We start from the raw sequence: 19719 nt of genomic DNA, 5'->3' as shown, positions 1-19719 counted from the left end.
GTGAGTGACTCGTTGGGGATCGCCGTACTGGGGGCGGGCCGCATGGGCGGGGACCATGTGCGCCGGATCGACCGGCTGGTCGGCGGCGCGCATGTGGCCGCCGTCGCCGACACGGACCCCGCGCGCGCCTCGGCCGCGGTGGCCGCCGTCCGCGGCGCGGGGGCGTTCACCGACCCGGTGGCGGCGATGGACGCGCCGGGCGTCGGCGCGGTGCTGGTGGCCTCGCCCGGGCCCGACCACGAGGCGGCGCTGCTCGCCGCGTTCGAGCGGGGGCTCCCGGTGCTCTGCGAGAAGCCGATGACCCCGGACGCCGAGGGCGCGCTGCGGGTGATGGCCGCGGAGGAGCGCGCCGGGCGGCGGCTGCTCCAGGTCGGCTTCATGCGCCGCTACGACCGCGAGTACCTGCGGCTGAAGGAGCTGCTCGACGGGGGCGGCCTGGGGCGGGCGCTGCTGCTGCACTGTGTGCACCGCAACGTGTCGTCGCCGCCGGGGTTCACCTCCGCGATGATGATCAACAGCAGTGTGTCGCACGAGATCGACGCGGCCCGCTGGCTGCTCGGGCAGGAGATCACGGCGGTGACGGTGGTGCGTCCCGGGGTCTCGTCCGGTGCGCCGGAGGGGCTTCAGGACCCCCAGCTCGTGGTGTTCGAGACGGACGGCGGCGCGGTGGTGGACGTGGAGGTCTTCGTCAACTGCGGCTTCGGCTACCAGGTGCGCTGCGAGGCGGTGTGCGAGCGGGGCAGCGCCAGGATCGGCGAGGACCACGCCGTGCTGGTGACGTCGGGCACCACGGCGGCGCGGGAGGTCCCGCGGGACTATCTGACCCGGTTCGAGGACGCGTACGACCGCGAGGTGCGGGCGTGGGTGGACGCCACCAGGGCGGGCACGGTGACGGGCCCCTCGGCGTGGGACGGCTACGCGATGGCGGTGGCGGCGGAGGCCGGGGTGCGCGCGCTGGACGAGGGGCGGCGGGTGGCGGTGCCGCGGGCCGAGCGGCCCCGCTTCTACGACGGGGCGTGAGGGCCGCACGGCAGCACGCGCGGACGGCGGGGGCGGACCGGGCCGTGCCCGTCCGCCCCCGCCCTGTCCACGCGCTTCACGCCCTTCTGCTCGTGCCCTTCTCCGGTTTGGTGACGGGCTTCGGGAGGGAGTCCTCGATCTCCTCGCGCAGCTCCCTGATCTTCGGGTCGCGGGCGTACTGGTGGGTGAGCCGGTACATCTGACGGAGCCTCACCCAGGTGCGCTGGGAGGAGTTCGACCCCATCGACACCAGGGCGAGGCGGGCGTAGTGGTCCGCCTGGTCCGGGTCGTCGTCGATGAAGTACCCCGCCGCCAGGGAGAGGTTGTCGAAGATCTCCGAGCGCGACCTGGCCTCGTCGCGCAGGGACAGCGCCCGCTTGGCGGGGCCCTGTACGAGCGAGGCCGCCTTGGGGTCGTGCTCCGCCAGGGTGCGGTAGGCCAGCGCCTGCATGCCGTAGAGGTCGGCCTCCTCGAACATCTGCATCCAACTCGGGGGCGGCACATCCCCCTTGTCGGACGCGAACAGCTCCTCGGCGACGCCGAGGGTGCGGCGCATCGCCTGCCCGTTGCCCATGGACGCCTGTGCCCACGCCTCGATGGTCGCGAGCATGGCGCCGGTGCGGGGCAGGGTCTGGGCGCCCGAGCCCGACTTGGCGAGTTTCATCAGGTCGAGCGCGTCGTCGGGCTTGCCCAGGTGCACCATCTGGCGTGCCGCCCTGGACAGGGCCTCGCCCGCGCGTGGCCGGTCGCCGCTCTCACGGGCCGCGTGCGCGGCGATGACGAAGTACTTCTGTGCCGTCGGCTCCAGGCCGACGTCGTGGGACATCCAGCCCGCGAGCACCGCCAGGTTGGCGGCGACACCCCACAGGCGGCGTTGCAGATGCTCCGGGTGCCGATAGGTGAGCATGCCGCCCACCTCGTTCAACTGGCCTACGACGGCCTTGCGTTGGAGTCCGCCGCCGCGTGCCGCGTCCCAGGCGCGGAACACCTCGACGGAGCGTTCGAGTTCTTCTATCTCCTGCGACCCGATGGGGGCGGCCTCATAGCGGTCGTACCCAGCGGGGTCGGCGTGCAGGGGCGGGTCGGAGTGGGGGGATCGGGTGGTGAGGGCCGGGTCGGTGTGCAGCCAGTCGTGCATGGCGCTGCTGAGTGCGGAGCCCGCGGCGAGTGCGGAGCCCGCGCCCACCAGACCGCGTCGGTTGAGCATGAGGTCCATTCCCGTGAATTCGGTGAGGACCGCGGCAGTCTGCCCGGGCGTCCACGGCAGGCCGTCCGAGGGCTCGTCGCCCCCGCCGCCCCGCCGTCTGCCGGCGCGCCCGTGCCTGACCAGTCCGAGGTCCTCGATGGTCACGACACGGCCGAGTTGCTCGGTGAACAGCTTCGCCAGCACCCTGGGCACGGGATCGCGGGGGATCTCCCCCATGTCGATCCAGCGCCGCACCCGAGAGGTGTCGGTGGCCAGCTGGGGGTGGCCCATGGCTGCCGCCTGCCGGTTCACCAGTCTCGCGAGTTCGCCCTTGGACCATCCGGCGATGCCGAACAGGTCCGCCAGGCGGGTGTTGGGTTGTCCGCTCACGTAAAGCCCCCAGGTTCTCGGCTGGGTCGACAGTAGCCCCCTGGCAGATGCGCGGCGACTATTCGCCAGGGTTCGCCAGGGTCCGCCAGATGGTGTGCCAGTGGGCACCCGGTGTCAGGTAGGAGCGCGCCGCCCCGGCCCGTCTGCCGCCGCGCTCCCCAGGGTGCGGGGGTCCGGGCCCGGGTGGCGTACCGAAACCACAGGCACATGAAGGGATCTGTATCGCCCATGTACGTAGTGCCGTCCTCCGTGTCAGGTCCGTCGCGGGCGCGGTACGCCCCCGCCACCACGCGGTCGCCGTCGCCGCCGGGCCTCGGTCTCGGGCCCCGCACCGGTCAGGTGCCGAGGGCGCTGGCGGGCCGCCGGGCCGACCAGGCCAGGGCGTTGGCGGTCCCCGGCAGGCTCGACCTCTCGGGGGCCCAGGGGGCGCAGGTGCGTACGGCTCTCGCCGCGGTGCGGCGGATCTGCCCCGAGTTCACGCCCGTGCAACTGCTGCGCCGCAGCGGCCGTTCCGTGCTGCTGGTGGGCACCGTGGGCCGGGGCACCGCGGTGGCGAAGTGTTTAGTCGACCACTCCCCCGCCTGGATGGAGCGCATCCGGCACGAAATAGCTGCCTACCGCGCCTTCGTCAGGAACCGACCACCGGTGCGGGTGCCGAAGCTGATCGCCGCGGACCCGGCGACCTGCACGCTGGTGATCGAGCGGCTGCCCGGCCGGGTGGCGGCGCTCCAGCGGCACCCGGTGCAGGCCCCGCCGCGCGTCGACATCCACGCGGCGCTCGGCGCGATCTGCCGTGTCAACCGGTGGCAGCCGCCCGAGGGCACGTTCGGCCGGCCGCTGGACTACGCGTCCCGTATCTCCCGGTACCACGAGCTCGGCCTGTTCACCGACCGCGACCTGGGCGACCTGCAGAAGCTGCTGCACGGCATCGCGCACTCGGCGGCGGGCCGCGGCGGGCTGATGCAGTTCTGCCACGGGGACGCGCTGCTCTCCAACATGCTGCTCTCGCCCACCGGTACGGCGCTGGTCGACTGGGAGCACGCGGGCTGGTACCTGCCGGGCTACGACCTCGCCACCGCGTGGGCCGTGCTCGGGGACGCCCCGCTGGCGCGCCGCGCGATCAGCCAGCAGGCACAGCTCGCGGGCCCGGCGGCGCGCGACGCGTTCCTGGTGAACCTGATGCTGGTGCTCACCCGGGAGATCCGGATGTACGAGACCGCCGTCCAGCGGGGCCTGCGCGATCCGCAGCCCGCGCAGCGCGGCACCCCCCAGCCCACCGGAGGCGCGAGCGGCGAGGAGCAGCGGCTGCTGCTGCGGCGGTTGCACGACGACTGCCAGCTCGCCCGTGAGGCGGTGCGGGCGGCCGTCGGGACCCGATAGCACCGCGACCCGCAGCGCCCCGTACCTCCCCCGGCCGATCGTCAGGCGCCTGTGCAAAAACCTTCTGTCCAGCGGGAACTGAGGGCGCGTCAGCGTGATCGAGCAGGGCGGCGCAGGACGCGGGCGGCATTTCGCGCGCGTGGTGCCGGCCGCACCCCCACGGCGGCCGGCACCGCGGGAAGCCGACCCGCACACAGGACGAGGGCGCCCGCACATATGACGAGGGCGGTGGACGCGAGGGGCGTCCACCGCCCTCGTGACCGCCGGGCGCGGGTGTTCGTCAGCGCTGCTGGAACAGCTCGGCGGGCAGCGGCTTCAGCAGGGCGTAGAGGTCGTCGGTGATGGGCCGGTCCCAGGCGGCGATGGTGACGAGCACGCCGTCGCTGCGGTCGAACTGGACGCAGGAGATCCGGTCCTCCGAGAGCTTGACCCTGCGCACCACCAGGAGATTGTCCCCCTGCATCACGGGGACGTCCTCGGAGCCGACGACGGTGATCTCCTCGTCGTTCTCCAGCGCGACAAGCAGTTGGCCGACCTCGAAGGGGATCTCGCCTTCGGCGACCTCGCGGGCCGGGGAGCCCTCGGGGAGGTTGCCGATGATCATCGCGGGGCCTCGGCCGCCGAAGAGGTCGTACCGCAGGAACACCCCCTGGCAACTGCCGTCCGGCGCGGGCAGCAGCCCCGCGCCGAGATTGCCGGGCCAGTCGCCCGGGTCCATCGCGAGGACGTCGAAGTCCGGGCCCGCGGGGGTGGCGGCGCTGCGGCGGCGGAGGAAGGACATGGGGCCCATGGTACGTGCCCCCGCGATCCGCGCCGCCACCTGCCGCCCAGCGGTGGCCGCCGCCGCGGGGCTAGGCTTCCGGGCATGTTTTTCGGCACTGATTACACGCTGGAGCGCCGCCTCGCCCGGGTGGAGCGCAAACTCGACCTGGTCCTGCGGCACCTGGGCGTCCAGGACGACGACCCGGACCTCGCGGAGGTGCGCGCACTCGTGCGCGAGGGCAGGACGATCCAGGCGGTGAAGGTCCACCGCGAGGCCACCGGCGCGAGCCTCAAGGAGGCCAAGGACGCGGTCGACGCCATCAAGGCGAAACTCCTCTGACGCACGCGGCCTCACGAGGCAGTTCACAAGGCGGACGCCGCCAGCGGCGGTGGCGGCGGCATCCGCGGGAGGGTGCGGGAGCGGTGGGGGACGTCGTCGTCGACTACTGGCGGGCCGGGCTCGACGCGGTTCCCGGGGAGGTGTGGCGGGGCCGGGACACCGAGGTGCTGGTGCTCGCCGGGAACCGGCTCACCGCGCTGCCCGCGGCGGTCGGCGGCCTCGGCGCGCTGCGCACGCTGGACCTCGGTCACAACCGGCTGTCCTCGCTGCCCCCCGAGATCGGCCTGCTGACCGGGCTCGACCGCTGTCTCTACGTGCACGGCAACCGGCTCGCCCGGCTCCCCGACGAGGTGGGGCGGCTGCGGCTGCTGCGCTATCTGAACGCGGGCGACAATCCGCTGGCCGCGCTGCCCGAGACGCTGGGCGGCCTCGTGTCGCTGGTGGAGCTGCGGCTCCAGGGCTGCGGGCTCACCCGGCTCCCGGACGGCGTCGGCGGGCTCGGGCGGCTGCGGGAGCTGTGGCTGCGCGGCAACCGGCTCACCGGACTGCCCGCGTCGTGTGCGGCGCTGCGGGAGCTGCGGGAGGTGGAGCTGCGGGAGAACGCGCTGCGCTCGGTGCCCGCCGCGCTGCGCGGGCTGCCGCTGCTGCGGCGGCTCGACCTGCGGGCCAATCCGCTTGCGGGGGTGGCGGACTGGGTGGCGGGGCTGCCCGCGCTGGAGAAGCTCGACCTGCGCTGGACGGGGGTGCGGCCGTCCCCCGCCGCGCTGCGGGAGCTGGCGGGGCGTGGCTGCGAGGTGCTGTGGTGAGCCGCGGGCGGTGCGCTCAGCCGAGGTCCGCCGTGTCGAGTTCGCCCGGCGGTACGACGGCGACGGGCGCTGCGGCGTGCAGCAGCACGGCGTGGGTGACCGAGCCGAGCAGCCTGGCGGGGTTGCGCAGCCTGCGGTGGTGGCGGCCGACGGCGACGAGTTCGGCGCCCTGCGAGGCGGCCACGATGTGCCCTGCGGCGTCCCCCGAGGCCACCCGCAGCTCCACCGTGACGCCGGGGCAGCGCCGCCGGTAGGGCGCGAGGATCTCCTCCATCTGGTCGGCGATGGCGGCCTGGGCGGCCTGCTCGTCCTCGACGCTCGGGGTGAAGTCGCCCGCCGCCGTCCACACGTACGAGGGCCAGGGGAACGCCGAGACGACCTCCAGGGTGGCGGAGCGCCTGGCCGCGGCGGCGAAGGCGAACCGCAGCGTGTTGTCGTCGGGCGCGTCGGCGGAGACCCCGGCGACGACCCTGGGCCCCTCGACGAGGGACCGCTCGCCGTGCGCCTGGCGCCCGGGGCGCGGCACCACGACGACGGGGCAGTCCGCGTCGCGGGCCGCGGCCATGCCGTTGGAGCCGAGCAGCAGGCTGGCGAAGCCGCCGCGGCCGCGGGAGCCGAGGACCATGAGCTGGGCGCTCGACCCCAGCTCCGGCAGGGCGGCGGCGGGCGCGCCCTCGACACTGAGGTACTCCAGGTCGGGCAGGTCGCCGCGGCCCTCGAAGCGGGCCCGGGCCCCGGCGAGCACGGGGTCCTCCGCGGGCAGCTCGTCCCCGGCGACCAGTACCTCGGGCTGGGCCCAGGCGGCGTACTGGCGTACGTGGACGAGCCGCAGCACCGCCCCGCGCAGCCGGGTCTCGCCGATGGCCCAGTCGAGGGCGCGCGCGCTGTCGTCGGAGCCGTCGACGGCGACGATGACGGGCAGACTGCTCATGGGTCCCTCGTCTCCGGCACGTGGCCTTGCTGGGCTGCTACCCCCCAGCGTCGCCCAGCGACCCCGCGCGGCGCGGGGGCGGCGGCTCCCGTGTCCGGAAAATGCCCCGGATGCCATCGGGCCGGCCGGTCACACGCGGGCCTCCCGCGGCCGGGGGGAACCTGGCGCGTTCCGTCCGCACCGGGGGCCGAGGGCTTCGCCTCGCGGCCGGGGGCCGGTCGTCCGCGGGTCAGGTGAGGTCGAAGTCGCCCGCGCGTGCGCCGTGGACGAAGGCGCCCCACTCGTCCGGGGTGAAGATCAGCGAGGGGCTGCCCGGGCTGTCGCCGTTGCGCATCGCGATGAAGCCCTCGACGAAGGCGATCTCCACGTCGCCCCGGCCGTTGCTGCTCGACTGCCAGTCGGCGTTGCTGAGATCGAGGTCCGGCTTGTTCCAGCCACCGGGTGCCGTGCTCTGGCCCGTCCGGGTGGTGCTGTTGGGCACGTCCGTGCTCCTCTCGATGCGGCTGTCCGGCGCCAGCGTACTCGCGCGAGGGGGCCGAACGGGTGAAGCACCGGCGCCACGCACCGCGGCCCGCGCCCCGGGCACGGGTGTGGCACCGGTGCCTTGACGTGGCCCCGGGTGGCTGGATTACTGAGGCCATGCCGATGGATGCCGGGGAGTCGCTTGAGGCGGGGGCGCTGCGGGCGGTGCAGCTCGAACGGCTGCGGAAGACGCTCGCGCGGGTGTACGAGCGGGTGCCGTTCTACCGGGAGGCGTTCGACCGGGCGGGGGTGCGGCCGGAGGACTGCCGCTCGCTCGACGACCTGGCCCGCTTCCCCTTCACCGCCAAGTCCGATCTGCGGGACGCGTATCCGTACGGCATGCTCGCGGTGCCGCGATCCGAGGTGCGGCGGCTGCACGCGTCGAGCGGGACGACGGGGCAGCCCACGGTCGTCGCGCACACCGCGGGCGACCTGTCGGTCTGGGCCGACCTGGTGGCGCGCTCGATCAGGGCCGCGGGCGGCAGGGCCGGGATGACGGTCCATGTGGCGTACGGCTACGGGCTCTTCACCGGCGGGCTCGGCGCGCACTACGGCGCGGAGCGGCTCGGCTGCGCGGTGGTCCCGGCGTCCGGCGGGATGACGGAGCGGCAGGTGCGGCTCATCCGGGACCTGCGGCCTGAGGTCATCATGGTGACGCCCTCGTATCTGCTCACCATCCTCGACGAGTTCGAGCGGCAGGGCGCCGACCCCCGTGACACCTCGCTCGAAGTGGGCGTGCTGGGCGCGGAGCCGTGGACGGACGCGATGCGGGCGGAGATCGAGGAGCGGTTCGCCATCCGGGCGCTGGACATCTACGGGCTCTCCGAGGTGATGGGCCCCGGGGTGGCGCAGGAGTGCGCGGAGACCAGGGACGGGCCCCATCTGTGGGAGGACCACTTCCTGCCCGAGGTGGTCGACCCGGTCACCGGAGAGGTGCTGCCCGACGGGGAGCGCGGGGAGCTGGTGCTGACGACCCTCACCCGGGAGGCGATGCCGCTGGTGCGCTACCGCACCAGGGACCTGACCAGGCTGCTGCCCGGCACCGCGCGGGTGTTCCGGCGGATGGAGCGGATCACGGGCCGCAGCGACGACATGGTGATCGTGCGCGGGGTGAACCTCTTCCCGACGCAGGTGGAGGAGATCGTGCTGGGCACGGCGGGCGTGGCGCCGCACTTCCAGCTCCGGCTGACCAGGCGGGGGCGGATGGACGAGCTGACGGTGCGCGCCGAGGCCAGGGCGGGCGCGGCGGCCGGGGTGCGGGAGGCGGCGGCCCGCACGATCGCGGCGCGGATCAAGGACGCGGCCGGGGTGACGGCGGCGGTGGAGATCGTCGACCCGGAGTCGCTCGAACGGTCGGTCGGCAAGATCCGGCGGGTCGTCGACCTCCGGGAGCGGGAGGCCGGATAAGCCTCGTCCCGCCCGTCTCCCGGCGTCCCGCGCGCCCGCTACCGCCCCAGTACCGCCATGGCCGCGTTGTGCCCGCCGATGCCGCTCACTCCCCCGCCGCGCACCGCGCCCGCCCCGCACAGCAGCACGTTGGGGTGGCCGGTGGCGACGCCCCAGCGGTGGGCCGCGTCCGTGCCCCCTGCGGCCCCGTCGGGGTGCGCGCCGTCCTCCAGGTAGGGGAACGCGAGGTCGCCGTGGAAGATATGGCCGCCGGGCAGCCGCAGATCGCGCTCCAGGTCGAGCGGTGACCTGACCTCGATACAGGGCCTCCCCTCGGCGTCCCTGGCGAGGCAGTCGCGCACCGACTCGCCGAGACGGGCGTCGAGTTGGTCGAGGGCGGCCTCGGCGAGGGCGTCGCGCACCCGGTCGTTGGCGCCGCGGAAGAGCCTGGCGGGGGTGTGGAGGCCGAAGAGGGTGAGGGTGTGCCAGCCGCGCTCGGCGAGGCCGGGGCCGAGGATGCTGGGGTCGGTGAGGGTGTGGCAGTAGACCTCGGAGGGCGGCGCCTTCGGCGGTGTGCCCGCCGCCGCCTGCGCGTAGGCGCGCTCCAAAGCGTCGTACCCCTCCGCGATGTGGAAGGTGCCCGCGAACGCCTCGTGCGGTTCGACGGTGGGGTCGCGGAGCGCGGGGAGCCGTTCGAGCAGCATGTTGATCTTGAGTTGGGCGCCCTCGGCGGGGGCAGGGGGCACCTCGTCGAGCAGGGTGGCCAGTTCCTGGCGCGAGGTGTTCACCAGGACGTGCCGGGCGGCGAGCGTTCCCTCGTCGGCGGCGGCGCGGTAGGCGACCTCGGCGCGGGTGCCGTCGGTCTCGACGCGGGTGGCCTCGTGCCCGGTAGCGATCTCGGCCCCGGCGGCGCGCGCGGCGTCGGCGAGCCCGGAGGTGAGGGCGCCCATCCCGCCGACGGGCACGTTCCAGTCGCCGGTGCCGCCGCCGATGACGTGGTAGAGGAAGCAGCGGTTCTGCCGCAGCGAGGGGTCGTGGGCGCGTACGAAGGTGCCGATCAGGGCGTCGGTGAGGACCATGCCCCGTACCAGGTCGTGCTGGAAGTACTCCTCGACGCCGAGCCCGATCGGCTCCTCGAAGAGCAGCCGCCAGGTGGTGGCGTCGCCGACCCGCTCCCGCAGCTCGGAGCGGGTCGGCAGCGGCTGGGTGAGGGTGGGGAAGACGCTGCGGGCGGCCTCGGCGAGCCGGCCCTGGAAGGCGCGCCACGCGGTGTGCTCGCGGGCGCCCCCGGTCAGCCGCTCGAAGGACTCGGCGGTGCGCTCCTCGTCGCCGACCAGCAGGCCCCCCGTGCCGTCCGGGGTGTAGGAGGAGACCGGGCGTTTGCGGACGGTGAAGCGCAGCCCGAGGTCGTCGACGATGCGGTCGGGCAGCAGGCTGACGAGGTACGAGTAGCGGGAGAGCCGGGCGTCGACCCCGGCGAAGGGGCGGGTGGAGACGGCCGCGCCGCCCGCGGTCCCCAGGCGTTCGAGGACGATCACGGAGCGTCCCGCTCCGGCGAGGTAGGCCGCGGCCACCAGGCCGTTGTGTCCGCCCCCGACAATCACCGTGTCATACGCGCTACGAGCAGGCATATTTCTTGGTAGCACGGGAGGGTCGAGCCGCCAACCGGGCGCCCGTCGGCGGGGGTGTCAGCCCTGCTCTGCACCGCCGCGGGCCGCGGCGACCGAGCGCCGTACGTCCGCGGCCTCCCCCTTCCTGCCGACCTGTTCGAGGCACTGGGCACGGTCCTCAAGGGCCGTGAGGGTGTCGGGGTGGTCCGCGCCGAGGACGCGCTCCCTGGCCGCCGCCAGCTCCTCGCACTCGCGCAGCGCCTCGGGCCAGCGCCGCAGCCAGCGCAGCCCGACGGCGACCTCGCGCTGGCTGACCAGGGTGTCGTCGTGGTCCCTGCCGAGGACCCTGCGGCGCAGCGCGCACACGGCGCGGGCCTCGGCGACCGCCTCCTCCCAGCGGCCGAGGCGGCCGAGGTTGACGCCGAGGCCGTGCCGGGCGCGCAGCGTCTCGGGGTGCTCGGGGCCCTGGGCGCGGCTGCGGGCCGCGACCAGGCCGCGGTAGAGGTCGAGCGCCTCCGCGCTGCGGCCGAGGCGGCCGAGGCTGATGCCGATCTCGTAGTGGACGGCGAAGGTGTCGGGGTGGGCGGGGCCGAGGACGTCGGCGCGGGCCCTGGCGATGCCGCGGTAGGTCTCCAGGGCGCGGGCCCAGTGGCCGAGCTGGCCGAGCGCGTAGGCGACCTCGTAGAGGGTGGCGAGGGTGTCGGGGTGGCGGGCGCCGAGTACGCGGGCGCGGGCGACGGCGACGTCGTGCGCCATGTGGTACGAGTCCTCGGTCCTGCCGAGCCGGTTCAGGTTGCAGGCCAGGTTGTGGCGGCAGCGCAGGGTGTCGGGGTGGTCGGGGCCCGCGGTGCGCTCGCGGGCGGTGAGGACGGCGGTGTAGACGCGGTGTGCCTCCTCGTGGCGGCCGAGCCTGCCAAGTTCGAAGGCGGTCTCCTGGCGGGCGGCCAGGGTGTCGGCGTGGTCCTCGCCGAGCGCGGCGGTGCGGCCGTCCACGACGTCCCGGTACTCGTCGAGGGCGTCGGCGGCGCGCCCGGTGCGGCTGAGCGCGAAGGCGGCCTCGTAGCGGCTGGCGAGGGTGTCGGGGTGGGCGGGGCCGAGCAGGGCGGCCCTGGCGGCGGCGACCTCGCGGTGCCGCTCGTACGCCTGCCGCCAGTCGCCGCGGTCGCCGAGCGCGAGGGCCGCGTCGTGGCGGGCGGCCAGGGCGGCCGGGTCGGGCGGGGCCGCGGGGGCGGTGGCGGTGGGGGCCGCGTGCGTGGGGGCGGACGGTGTCCAGGTGCCGGCGAGCGGGGCGGGCGCGCCGGGCGCCGCGGGCGCGGCGACGGCCTTGGGGCCCGTGCTCATCGCGGCGGCCCAGGCAGGCGGCTCGGGGAGGTCGGGGGCGGTGGCGGGCCCGTGTCCTGGCATGGGCCCGGGCGGCGCGACGGCGGGCGCGGAGGCCCCGCCCGTGGCGGCGGCCGGGGCGACGGCGGCCGGGGCGCGCTCGGCGTGGGCGATGCGCTCGGCCAGTTCGGCGGCGGTGCCTGGGCGGCCCTCCGGCTCCTTGGCGAGGAGGTCGAGGATGATCTGGTCGAGGTAGGGCGGCAGCGCGGGGCACACCCGGGTGGGCCGCCGCGGCGGGGTGTCCCGGTGGGCGACGAGTATGGCCCAGGCGTCGCCCATGTCGAACGGCGGTGCCCCGGTGACGAGTTCGTACAGGACACAGCCGAGCGAGTAGAGGTCGCTGCGCTCGTCGATGTCGAGGCCGCTGATCTGCTCGGGCGACATGTAGTGGGGGGTGCCCATGGCGACGCCGGTGTGGGTGAGGCGCGAGGTGAAGCCGATGTCGTGGCCGAGGCGGGCGATGCCGAAGTCCAGGATCTTCACGGTGCCGTCGGGCAGCCGCATGATATTGGCCGGTTTCAGGTCGCGGTGCACGACGTCGCGGCCGTGGGTGTAGGCGAGGGCGGTGGCGAGCTGTCCCGCGATGTCCTCGACGTCGGGGACGGGCAGGCCCCCGCCGTCAGCGGAGGTGAGGAGCTGGCCGAGGTTGTGCCCTTCGAGGAGTTCCATGACGAGGTAGAGCACGCCCTCGGACTCGCCGAAGTCGTGGACGACGGTGACGCCGCGGTGCTGGAGCCCGGCGGCGACCCTGGCCTCGCGGCGGAAACGCTCCCGCATGATGCGGATGTACGACTGGTCACGCTGGGGAGTGACGGGTTTGAGGCACTTCACGGCGACCATGCGGCCCAGGGCCTCGTCACGGGCGCGCCACACCTCGCCCATGCCGCCCCTGCCGATGAGCTCGATCAACTGGTAGCGGCCCTGGAGTCTCTCCGCCATTTCGTGCAGTCGCCCCCGTCGCGTGTCCTCGCACCCCGCCTTCAGCGTCCAGTATGGCGACTGGCAGGACCGCTTTGTACGGGGCGTGGCGGCTTCCGGGACCGAGCGCGCGCGTCGCGCCGCCGCGGCGGCGCGCTCAGGCCAGGACGGCGAGGAAGTCGGTGCAGGCGCGGGCGCAGGCGCGGCAGGCGGCGGCGCAGTCCTCGGCGCCCGGGCAGCGGTCGCAGACGTGGGCGCACTCCAGGCACATGGCCCGGCACCACTCGACCTGGACCCGCAGCGCGTACTCGTCCTGGTGGGTCTGCTCGGACAGCAGGGCGCAGGTGGCGTCGCACACCTCGGTGCACAGCACCGCCTGGCGGCGCAGCTCCTGTCCGGCGCCGCCCGCGCCGGGGGCGGCGAAACTCACCCGGCCCGCGCACACGCGCGCACAGTCGGCGCAGGCTTGCGCGCAGGCGAACCCCTCCTCCAGAAACCTGACCAGATCGGTGCGGTCCTCCGCTTGCCTCGTCGTGAACGTCACCGTTCCGCTCTCCTCTCCGCGCTGCCCGCCCCTGGGCCCGGTCCCATGCAGCGCGGGTAGCCGCCGCCGGGGTGCGGCAAACCAGCCGGGGGTGCGGTGCTTTTCGGCCCGTGGCCCGCGCGGCGGCGTCCGGTGACGCGAAGTCGCTCTCCGGTCCACAGTCATCGGCAAGAAGGTCTGTTCAAACGGTGGACTTGGGAACTCGACTCTGCAATTCTCCAACAACTGAACGCAAGAATGCGATCTCAGATACAGCTCCGCTCTCCCGCACGTGGACGCCCGTACGCCCGACCGCCGCGTACGCCCCCCATCCGCACGTACCAGACGACAACGGCGCGCCGGCCGCGCGCTCGATCGGCTCGCCGGGGACAGGAGACCGATGAGAAGACCGGGAAGACGACGCTCACGACGCCGCGCGCTCACCGCGCTGACGGCGACCGCCCTGACCGTGGTGGGCCTGCCGGCCGTGCACGCCGCGGACGGCGGCCCGTCGCCCGCCGCCGGTGCGTCCGTCCGCGCCAGCAGCGCCGCCGGGGGCCACGGCCCGGCGGCGGTGGCCGACGGCGACCGGGGGACGTACTGGCAGAGCACCGGGCGCGGCCTCCCGCAGTGGGTCCAGGAGGACCTGGGCGGGACGGCGCGCGTGGACCGGGTCACCCTTGAGGTCCCCTCCTCGTTCGGGGCCCGCACCCAGACCCTCGCCGTCCAGGGCAGCGAGGACGGCACCTCGTTCACCACCCTCGCGGCCTCCCGCACCTACCGTTTCGACCCGCGCGAAGGCAACACCGCCACGGTGGACTTCCCGGCCTCGAAGACCCGCTTCGTCCGGATCGCCGTCACCGCCAACAGCCGGGGGAAGAAAGCCCAGTTGTCGGAGCTGCGGGTGCGCAGGGCCAAGGAGTCGGGCACGGACCTGGCCAGGGGCGCGAAGTTCACCGCCGGCAGTACCGCGGAGGGGCGCGCGGCGTCGGCGGCTGGCGACGGCGAGGCGGCCACCTACTGGCAGTCGGGGCGCGGCGCGCTGCCCGCGTGGGTGCAGGCGGACCTCGGCGCCACCCGCCGGGTCGACCGGATCGCGCTCGCGCTGCCCGGCGGCTGGAAGAGCAGGTCCCAGACGCTCAAGCTCCAAAGCAGCGCCAACGGCAGGGACTTCACCGACCTGACCGCCGCGCGCTCCTACGACTTCGGCGCCCACGGCCGCCGCAGCGTCGAGATCCCCTTCGACACCACGACCACCCGCTATGTGCGCGCCCTGATCACCGCCAACAGCGCCGGAAAGGCAGCCCAGTTGGGCGAGCTTTCGGTGTACGGGCCGACGGGCGGCGACAACTCGCCGCCGAGCGCGCCGAGGAGCCTGCGGGCGGGGCCGCCCGACGGCGAGCGGACCCGGCTGACCTGGTCGGCCGCGCACGACGACAGGAAGGTCACGGCGTACGACGTCTACGCCGACGGCGAGTTGCGCGCGAGCGTCGCCGGCTCCGCGACCTCCTTCACCGACACCGCGCCCGCGGCCGAGCGCGTCACCTGGACCGTGCGCGCCCGCGACACGGCGGGCAACCAGTCCCCCGACTCCGCCGGGGCCACCCGCGCCGCGCGCCGCGGCGACACCGTGGCACCGACCACGCCCGGCCAACTGACCGTCGCCCGGGCCGGAACCCACGGCACCGCCCTGTCCTGGCGCGCCTCGGCCGACGACACCAAGGTGACCGGCTACGACGTGTACGCCGACGGCGGCACCCTGCTGGCCACCGTGCCCGGGGGCACCACCCGCTACACGGACACCAGGGCGAGCGCGCGCTCCGCCGCGTCGAGCACCACGTACTCCGTGCGGGCGAGGGACGCCGCGGGCAACCGCTCCCCCGACAGCGCCACCGCCACCAGGCCGGGCGCGCGGGCCGACGACGTGGACCTCGCGGCGGGCAAGCCGATCAGCGCCTCCTCGTCCACGTTCACCTATGTCGCCGAGAACGCCAACGACGGGGACCTGGCCACGTACTGGGAGGGCGGCGCGGGCATCAGCACCCTCACCGTGGAGCTGGGCGCCGACGCCGACATCGGGCAGGTCGCCGTCGCGCTGAACCCGGACCCGGTCTGGGGCGGCCGCACCCAGACCTTCGAGGTCCAGGGCCGTGGGCAGTCCTCCGACTCCTTCACCACGCTGGTGGCCGCCAGGGACTACGCCTTCGATCCGGCCACGGGCAACAGCGTCACCGTCCCGGTCAGCGGCCGGGTCGCGGACCTCAGGCTGCGCTTCACGGGCAACACCGGGGCCCCGGGCGGCCAGGTCGCCGAGCTGCGGGTGCTCGGCACCCCGGCGCCCAACCCCGACCTCACGGTCACCGGGATCACCTCGGACCCCGCGGCCCCCGTCGAGTCCGACCGGGTGTCGCTGAGCGCCACCGTGTCCAACGCGGGGTCGGCCGCCGCGCCCGCCACGGACGTGGTGTTCCGGCTCGGCTCCGAGGACGTCGGCACCGCCCGGGTGGGCGCGCTGGCCGCGGGCGAGTCCGCCGAGGCCACCGCCGACATCGGCGCCCGGGACGCGGGCAGTTACGAGGTGTCGGCCGAGGCCGACCCGGACAACGCCGTGATCGAGCAGAACGACGCCAACAACGCCTACACCGCGCCCGATCCGCTGGTGGTGAAGCCGGTCGACAGCTCCGACCTGGTGGCCTCGCCTGTCGCCTGGACACCGACCGCGGTCGCCGCCGGAGACACCGTCGCCTTCTCGGTGGCCGTGAGGAACCAGGGCACCAGGCCCTCGGCGGGCGGCGCGCACGGCATCACGCTCTCCGTGCTCGACGCGTCCGGGGACGAGGTCACGCGCCTCACCGGGGCGGCGAACGGCGCCGTCGCCGCGGGCGACACCACCGCGCCGGTCGCCCTCGGCACCTGGAAGGCGACCGACGGCCGGTTCACCGTCAGGACGGTGATCGCGGACGACGCCAACGAGGTCCCCGTCAAACGGGGGAACAACACCAGCAGCAAGCCGCTGTTCGTGGGCCGCGGCGCCGACATGCCCTACGACACCTACGAGGCCGAGGACGGCACGCTCGGCGGCGGCGCCACCGCCATCGGCCCGAACAGGACCGTCGGCGACCTCGCGGGCGAGGCGTCGGGGCGCAGGGCCGTCTCGCTCGACAGGACCGGCAGCTATGTGGAGTTCACCACGCAGGCCCCGGCGAACACGCTGGTGACCCGCTTCTCCATCCCGGACTCCGCGGGCGGCGGCGGCACCGACGCCACCCTCGACGTCTATGTCGACGGCACCTTCCTGAAGGCCGTCGACCTCACCTCCAAGTACGCCTGGCTGTACGGGAACGAGACCGCGCCCGGCAACTCCCCCGGCTCCGGCGGGCCCCGCCACGTCTACGACGAGGCCGGTCTGCCACTGGGCACCACCGTGCCCGCGGGCAGCAAGGTGCGGCTCCAGAAGGACGCCGCGAACACCTCCGCGTACGCGATCGACTTCGTCGACCTGGAGCGGGCCGAGGAGCTGCCCAACCCCGACCCGGCCGCGTACACCGAGCCCGCCGGGTTCTCCCAGCAGGACGTGCAGGACGCCCTCGACCGGGTCCGTATGGACACCACCGGCGCCCTCAAGGGCGTGTACCTTCCGGCGGGCGACTACGAGACCTCCAGCAAGTTCCAGGTCTACGGCAAGCCGGTACGGGTGGCGGGGGCGGGACCCTGGTTCACCCGGTTCCACGCGCCCTCCTCGCAGGAGAACACCGACGTCGGCTTCCGCGCCGAGGCCGCGGCGGCGGGGTCCTCGTTCTCCGGCTTCGCCTACTTCGGCAACTACACCTCCCGTATCGACGGCCCGGGGAAGGTGTTCGACTTCTCCAACATCTCCGACATCACCATCGACAACGTCTGGGCCGAGCACATGGTGTGCCTCTACTGGGGCGCGAACACCGACCGGGTCACCCTCAGCAACTCCCGTATCCGCGACACCTTCGCCGACGGGGTCAACATGACCAACGGGAGCACCGACAACCACGTCGTCAACAACGAGGCACGCTCGACCGGCGACGACAGCTTCGCGCTGTTCTCCGCGATCGACGCCGGGGGCGCCGACGAGAAGGACAACGTCTACGAGAACCTGACGGCGCTGCTGCCGTGGCGGGCCGCGGGCGTCGCGGTCTACGGCGGCTACGACAACACCTTCCGCAACATCAGGATCGCGGACACCCTGGTGTACTCCGGCATCACCGTCAGCTCGCTGGACTTCGGCTACCCGATGAACGGCTTCGGCACGGACCCGACCACCCTGGAGAACATCTCCGTCGACCGCTCGGGCGGCCACTTCTGGGGCGCCCAGACGTTCCCCGGCATCTGGCTGTTCTCGGCGTCGAAGGTGTTCCAGGGCATCAGGATCAACGACGTCGACATCACGGACCCGACCTACAGCGGGATCATGTTCCAGACCAACTACGTGGGAGGCCAGCCGCAGTTCCCCATCAAAGACACCGTCCTCACGGACGTGAGTATCACGGGCGCCCGCAGGAGCGGTGACGAGTACGACGCCAAGTCCGGCTTCGGCCTGTGGGCCAACCCGATGCCGGAGACGGGGCAGGGCCCCGCGGTCGGCGAGGTGACCTTCCACGGCCTCACGCTCGACGACAACGCCGTGGACATCGAGAACACCACGTCCACGTTCACCATCCACCGGGACTAAGGAGTGTCTTCAAGAGAGCGTCGTCCGCCTGGAGGGCGGGGTCGGGGTGGTCCGGTGGTCCGGTGCTCCCCCACTGCCCGGAGGGCGTGGGAGGTGCCCCCATCGCAAGGCGGAGGAGGGAGTCGACGCGATGGGGGTGCCCCCGCGGGAGCGAAGCCGAGCGTGGGGGAGTCGGCGACCGACGACAACGCCGCGTGGGGGCACCTCCCGGCCGAAGGCTGGGGGAGCGCGTGCCGGGCCGCCCCGACCAGACGGGCTCTTGAAGCCACGACCTAGTAGTGCTTGGTCATGTGCGATCTGCGATGGCGGGTCTTCTTGAGTCGCCCACGCCTTCTGCACCAGAGACGGCGTCGGCCTGAGCCGCTGCCGAGTCGTCCGCGAGCCCCAGATACTCCTCGCGATCTGGACCGGCGCCTGCCCCACCTGTCACCGCGACACCCCGGACCCCGCACCAACATGACCAAGCGCTACAGCAGGTGGGCGTTCTCCTGGTGCGTGGCGGTGAGCTTGACGCTGCTGAGGCGCCAGCCGTGCGGTGTCCGGATGGCCTCGTTGTCGTAGAAACCGACGACCAGCCATCGGTCCGGGCCGCCGCCCGCCCGCTCTTCCGACACCCAGTGTTCGGCGCGGACGTGCGCATGGAGGGCCGCGCGGTCGCCGTCGATCTCGACGACGTGACCTGTGATGGTGTGGTGGGTGGCGGAAAAGGGGGCGAAGGCTTGGCCCAGCACTTGGACGTACTCGTCGAGCGGCACGGTCATGGGCGGCAGGCCGGTGACCGAGGAGAAGTCGAGGGCCACGGAGTCTGTGTAGACCAGGGCGGGGAGGCTGTTGAAGTCCTTGAGGTCGGCAATGTCGGCGTAGCGGCCCATCAGCTCGATCAGTTCGATGCGGTCGGCGAGCATGGTCATGAAGGACTCCCTGCGGACTCGGGTGCAGGCATGGATACGGTTTTCGGGTTCCGGGGTCGGTGGCTCATGGTGAGGATGGTGTCCATCAGCCGGACCGGCAGGAACCGAGTGAGGAGGATGATGAAGGCGGCGTCCGTGCCGAGGGTGTAGCGGGCGCGCGGTCGGCGCCTGGTCGCCACCCTGGCGATCTTGGCCCCCGCCTTCGCCGCCGGTAGGGCGCGTTCGAGGAAGGCCGTGTTGGACGCCACCGTCGCGTTGATGAGGCGGCTGTAGAGATGCTGGTGTTCGATGCTCATCGCGGCGGCGAGTTCGAGAGAGAGGTCACCGCTGCGGGCGGCCATCTCGGTCCGGACGCCGCCGGGCTGGACGACGACCACCTGTACGCCGTGCGCCGAGACCTCGCGGCGGAGGGAGTCGCTGGCCGCTTCGAGGGCGAACTTGGTTCCCGCGTACGCCCCGAAGACGGGCAGCGCGGCCACTCCGCCCACGGAGCTGATGTTGACGATTCGACCCCGGCTCCGCCGCAGGAAGGGCAGGAGCTCCTGGATGACGGCGATGTGGCCGAAGAGGTTCACCTCGAACTGCTCGCGCCACAGAGCAAGAGGGAGCACCTCGACGGGGGCGTTGATCTCGATCCCCGCGTTGTTGACCAGGACGCGCAGGGCGCGCTGCTCAGGGTCGTCGGCGATCCGCCGGGCGAGGGCCTCCACATGTTGTGGGACGGTGATGTCCAGGGTGACCGGTTCGATGCCGTCGGCCCGGACGGCGTCCGCCTCGCGGTCGGTGCGTACCCCGGCGAGGACGTGGTAGCCCATCGCGGCGAGGGCACGGGCTGTCGCGGCTCCGATGCCCGACGAGGCGCCGGAGACGACGACGAGTTCGTCGGGCTTCCGAGGGTTCTTCCGCTGGTCTTTCCACGAGTCTTGGGGCGGACGGATCACGAAGGCGGGTC

The 19719-nt window shown here is 73.7% G+C and carries 15 protein-coding genes; 6 read left to right on the top strand and 9 right to left on the bottom strand.

Going from position 1 to position 19719, the window contains the following annotated elements:
* Entirely contained in the window at positions 1 to 1020 is a 1020-nt protein-coding gene (locus tag ACIBIW_RS09570) for a Gfo/Idh/MocA family protein (protein ID WP_399333802.1), read from the top strand.
* Between the two features lie 76 nt (positions 1021 to 1096).
* Here the strand turns inward: ACIBIW_RS09570 and ACIBIW_RS09565 are convergent, their stop codons facing one another.
* Positions 1097 to 2596: a hypothetical protein gene (locus ACIBIW_RS09565; protein WP_399333800.1), complete on the bottom strand. Its 1500-nt coding sequence runs from the start codon at positions 2594 to 2596 to the stop codon at positions 1097 to 1099.
* Between the two features lie 228 nt (positions 2597 to 2824).
* Here ACIBIW_RS09565 and ACIBIW_RS09560 point away from each other — a divergent pair, with 228 nt between their 5' ends.
* Positions 2825 to 3976: an aminoglycoside phosphotransferase family protein gene (locus tag ACIBIW_RS09560; RefSeq protein WP_399333798.1), complete on the top strand. Its 1152-nt coding sequence runs from the start codon at positions 2825 to 2827 to the stop codon at positions 3974 to 3976.
* Positions 3977 to 4256: 280 nt separating this feature from the next.
* Here ACIBIW_RS09560 and ACIBIW_RS09555 read toward each other — a convergent pair whose 3' ends face one another.
* Positions 4257 to 4757 carry a hypothetical protein gene (locus ACIBIW_RS09555; RefSeq protein WP_399333796.1) on the bottom strand — a complete coding sequence of 167 codons (501 nt, stop codon included), beginning with the start codon at positions 4755 to 4757 and terminating at the stop codon, positions 4257 to 4259.
* Positions 4758 to 4841: 84 nt separating this feature from the next.
* Here ACIBIW_RS09555 and ACIBIW_RS09550 point away from each other — a divergent pair, with 84 nt between their 5' ends.
* Both ACIBIW_RS09550 and ACIBIW_RS09545 read left to right on the top strand, forming a co-directional pair.
* Positions 4842 to 5078, top strand: a complete 237-nt coding sequence (locus ACIBIW_RS09550; RefSeq protein ID WP_399333794.1) for a hypothetical protein — start codon at positions 4842 to 4844, stop codon at positions 5076 to 5078.
* 83 nt (positions 5079 to 5161) lie between these two features.
* Positions 5162 to 5884, top strand: a complete 723-nt coding sequence (locus tag ACIBIW_RS09545) for a leucine-rich repeat domain-containing protein (protein ID WP_399333791.1) — start codon at positions 5162 to 5164, stop codon at positions 5882 to 5884.
* Between the two features lie 16 nt (positions 5885 to 5900).
* Here ACIBIW_RS09545 and ACIBIW_RS09540 read toward each other — a convergent pair whose 3' ends face one another.
* Both ACIBIW_RS09540 and ACIBIW_RS09535 read right to left on the bottom strand, forming a co-directional pair.
* Positions 5901 to 6815, bottom strand: a complete 915-nt coding sequence (locus ACIBIW_RS09540; protein WP_399333789.1) for a universal stress protein — start codon at positions 6813 to 6815, stop codon at positions 5901 to 5903.
* A 229-nt stretch (positions 6816 to 7044) separates the two neighbouring features.
* Positions 7045 to 7296: a DUF397 domain-containing protein gene (locus ACIBIW_RS09535; RefSeq protein ID WP_399333787.1), complete on the bottom strand. Its 252-nt coding sequence runs from the start codon at positions 7294 to 7296 to the stop codon at positions 7045 to 7047.
* Between the two features lie 158 nt (positions 7297 to 7454).
* Between ACIBIW_RS09535 and paaK the strand changes: the two genes are divergently transcribed.
* The gene (paaK, locus tag ACIBIW_RS09530; protein WP_399333785.1) at positions 7455 to 8744 is read left to right on the top strand and encodes a phenylacetate--CoA ligase PaaK; all 1290 of its coding nucleotides are present in this window, start codon (positions 7455 to 7457) and stop codon (positions 8742 to 8744) included.
* Positions 8745 to 8782: 38 nt separating this feature from the next.
* Here the strand turns inward: paaK and ACIBIW_RS09525 are convergent, their stop codons facing one another.
* The 3 genes from ACIBIW_RS09525 to ACIBIW_RS09515 form a co-directional block, all read right to left on the bottom strand.
* Positions 8783 to 10354: a phytoene desaturase family protein gene (locus ACIBIW_RS09525; RefSeq protein WP_399333783.1), complete on the bottom strand. Its 1572-nt coding sequence runs from the start codon at positions 10352 to 10354 to the stop codon at positions 8783 to 8785.
* Positions 10355 to 10411: 57 nt separating this feature from the next.
* Positions 10412 to 12652, bottom strand: a complete 2241-nt coding sequence (locus ACIBIW_RS09520; protein WP_399333781.1) for a tetratricopeptide repeat protein — start codon at positions 12650 to 12652, stop codon at positions 10412 to 10414.
* Positions 12653 to 12788: 136 nt separating this feature from the next.
* Positions 12789 to 13175 (bottom strand): ferredoxin, encoded by a 387-nt coding sequence (locus ACIBIW_RS09515; RefSeq protein ID WP_399333779.1) that lies wholly within the window; start codon positions 13173 to 13175, stop codon positions 12789 to 12791.
* Positions 13176 to 13554: 379 nt separating this feature from the next.
* On the opposite strand from ACIBIW_RS09515, the gene ACIBIW_RS09510 reads away from it, so the two are divergent.
* Positions 13555 to 17856 (top strand): discoidin domain-containing protein, encoded by a 4302-nt coding sequence (locus ACIBIW_RS09510; protein ID WP_399333777.1) that lies wholly within the window; start codon positions 13555 to 13557, stop codon positions 17854 to 17856.
* 467 nt (positions 17857 to 18323) lie between these two features.
* Here ACIBIW_RS09510 and ACIBIW_RS09505 read toward each other — a convergent pair whose 3' ends face one another.
* Positions 18324 to 18767, bottom strand: coding sequence for a nuclear transport factor 2 family protein (locus ACIBIW_RS09505; RefSeq protein ID WP_399333775.1), 444 nt, complete (start codon positions 18765 to 18767; stop codon positions 18324 to 18326).
* Positions 18764 to 19708, bottom strand: coding sequence for an SDR family NAD(P)-dependent oxidoreductase (locus ACIBIW_RS09500; protein WP_399333773.1), 945 nt, complete (start codon positions 19706 to 19708; stop codon positions 18764 to 18766). Before ACIBIW_RS09500 ends, ACIBIW_RS09505 begins: the two co-directional genes overlap by 4 nt.
* Between the last annotated feature and the right edge of the window lie 11 nt (positions 19709 to 19719).

This window comes from Streptomyces sp. NPDC050560 (assembly GCF_044457285.1).
In the GTDB taxonomy this organism is placed as follows: domain Bacteria; phylum Actinomycetota; class Actinomycetes; order Streptomycetales; family Streptomycetaceae; genus Streptomyces.
The sequence above is the reverse complement of the archived record's forward strand: the minus strand, read 5'-3'. Positions and strand labels throughout refer to the sequence as shown.

Bases quoted from the DNA above. Each gene is read 5' to 3' on its own strand.
- ACIBIW_RS09540 (WP_399333789.1), bottom strand. From the start codon at position 6,815: ATGAGCAGTCTGCCCGTCATCGTCGCCGTCGACGGCTCCGACGACAGC.
- ACIBIW_RS09510 (WP_399333777.1), top strand. From the start codon at position 13,555: ATGAGAAGACCGGGAAGACGACGCTCACGACGCCGCGCGCTCACCGCG.
- ACIBIW_RS09520 (WP_399333781.1), bottom strand. From the start codon at position 12,652: ATGGCGGAGAGACTCCAGGGCCGCTACCAGTTGATCGAGCTCATCGGC.
- ACIBIW_RS09555 (WP_399333796.1), bottom strand. From the start codon at position 4,757: ATGTCCTTCCTCCGCCGCCGCAGCGCCGCCACCCCCGCGGGCCCGGAC.
- ACIBIW_RS09505 (WP_399333775.1), bottom strand. From the start codon at position 18,767: ATGACCATGCTCGCCGACCGCATCGAACTGATCGAGCTGATGGGCCGC.
- paaK (WP_399333785.1), top strand. From the start codon at position 7,455: ATGCCGATGGATGCCGGGGAGTCGCTTGAGGCGGGGGCGCTGCGGGCG.
- ACIBIW_RS09525 (WP_399333783.1), bottom strand. From the start codon at position 10,354: ATGCCTGCTCGTAGCGCGTATGACACGGTGATTGTCGGGGGCGGACAC.
- ACIBIW_RS09560 (WP_399333798.1), top strand. From the start codon at position 2,825: ATGTACGTAGTGCCGTCCTCCGTGTCAGGTCCGTCGCGGGCGCGGTAC.
- ACIBIW_RS09550 (WP_399333794.1), top strand. From the start codon at position 4,842: ATGTTTTTCGGCACTGATTACACGCTGGAGCGCCGCCTCGCCCGGGTG.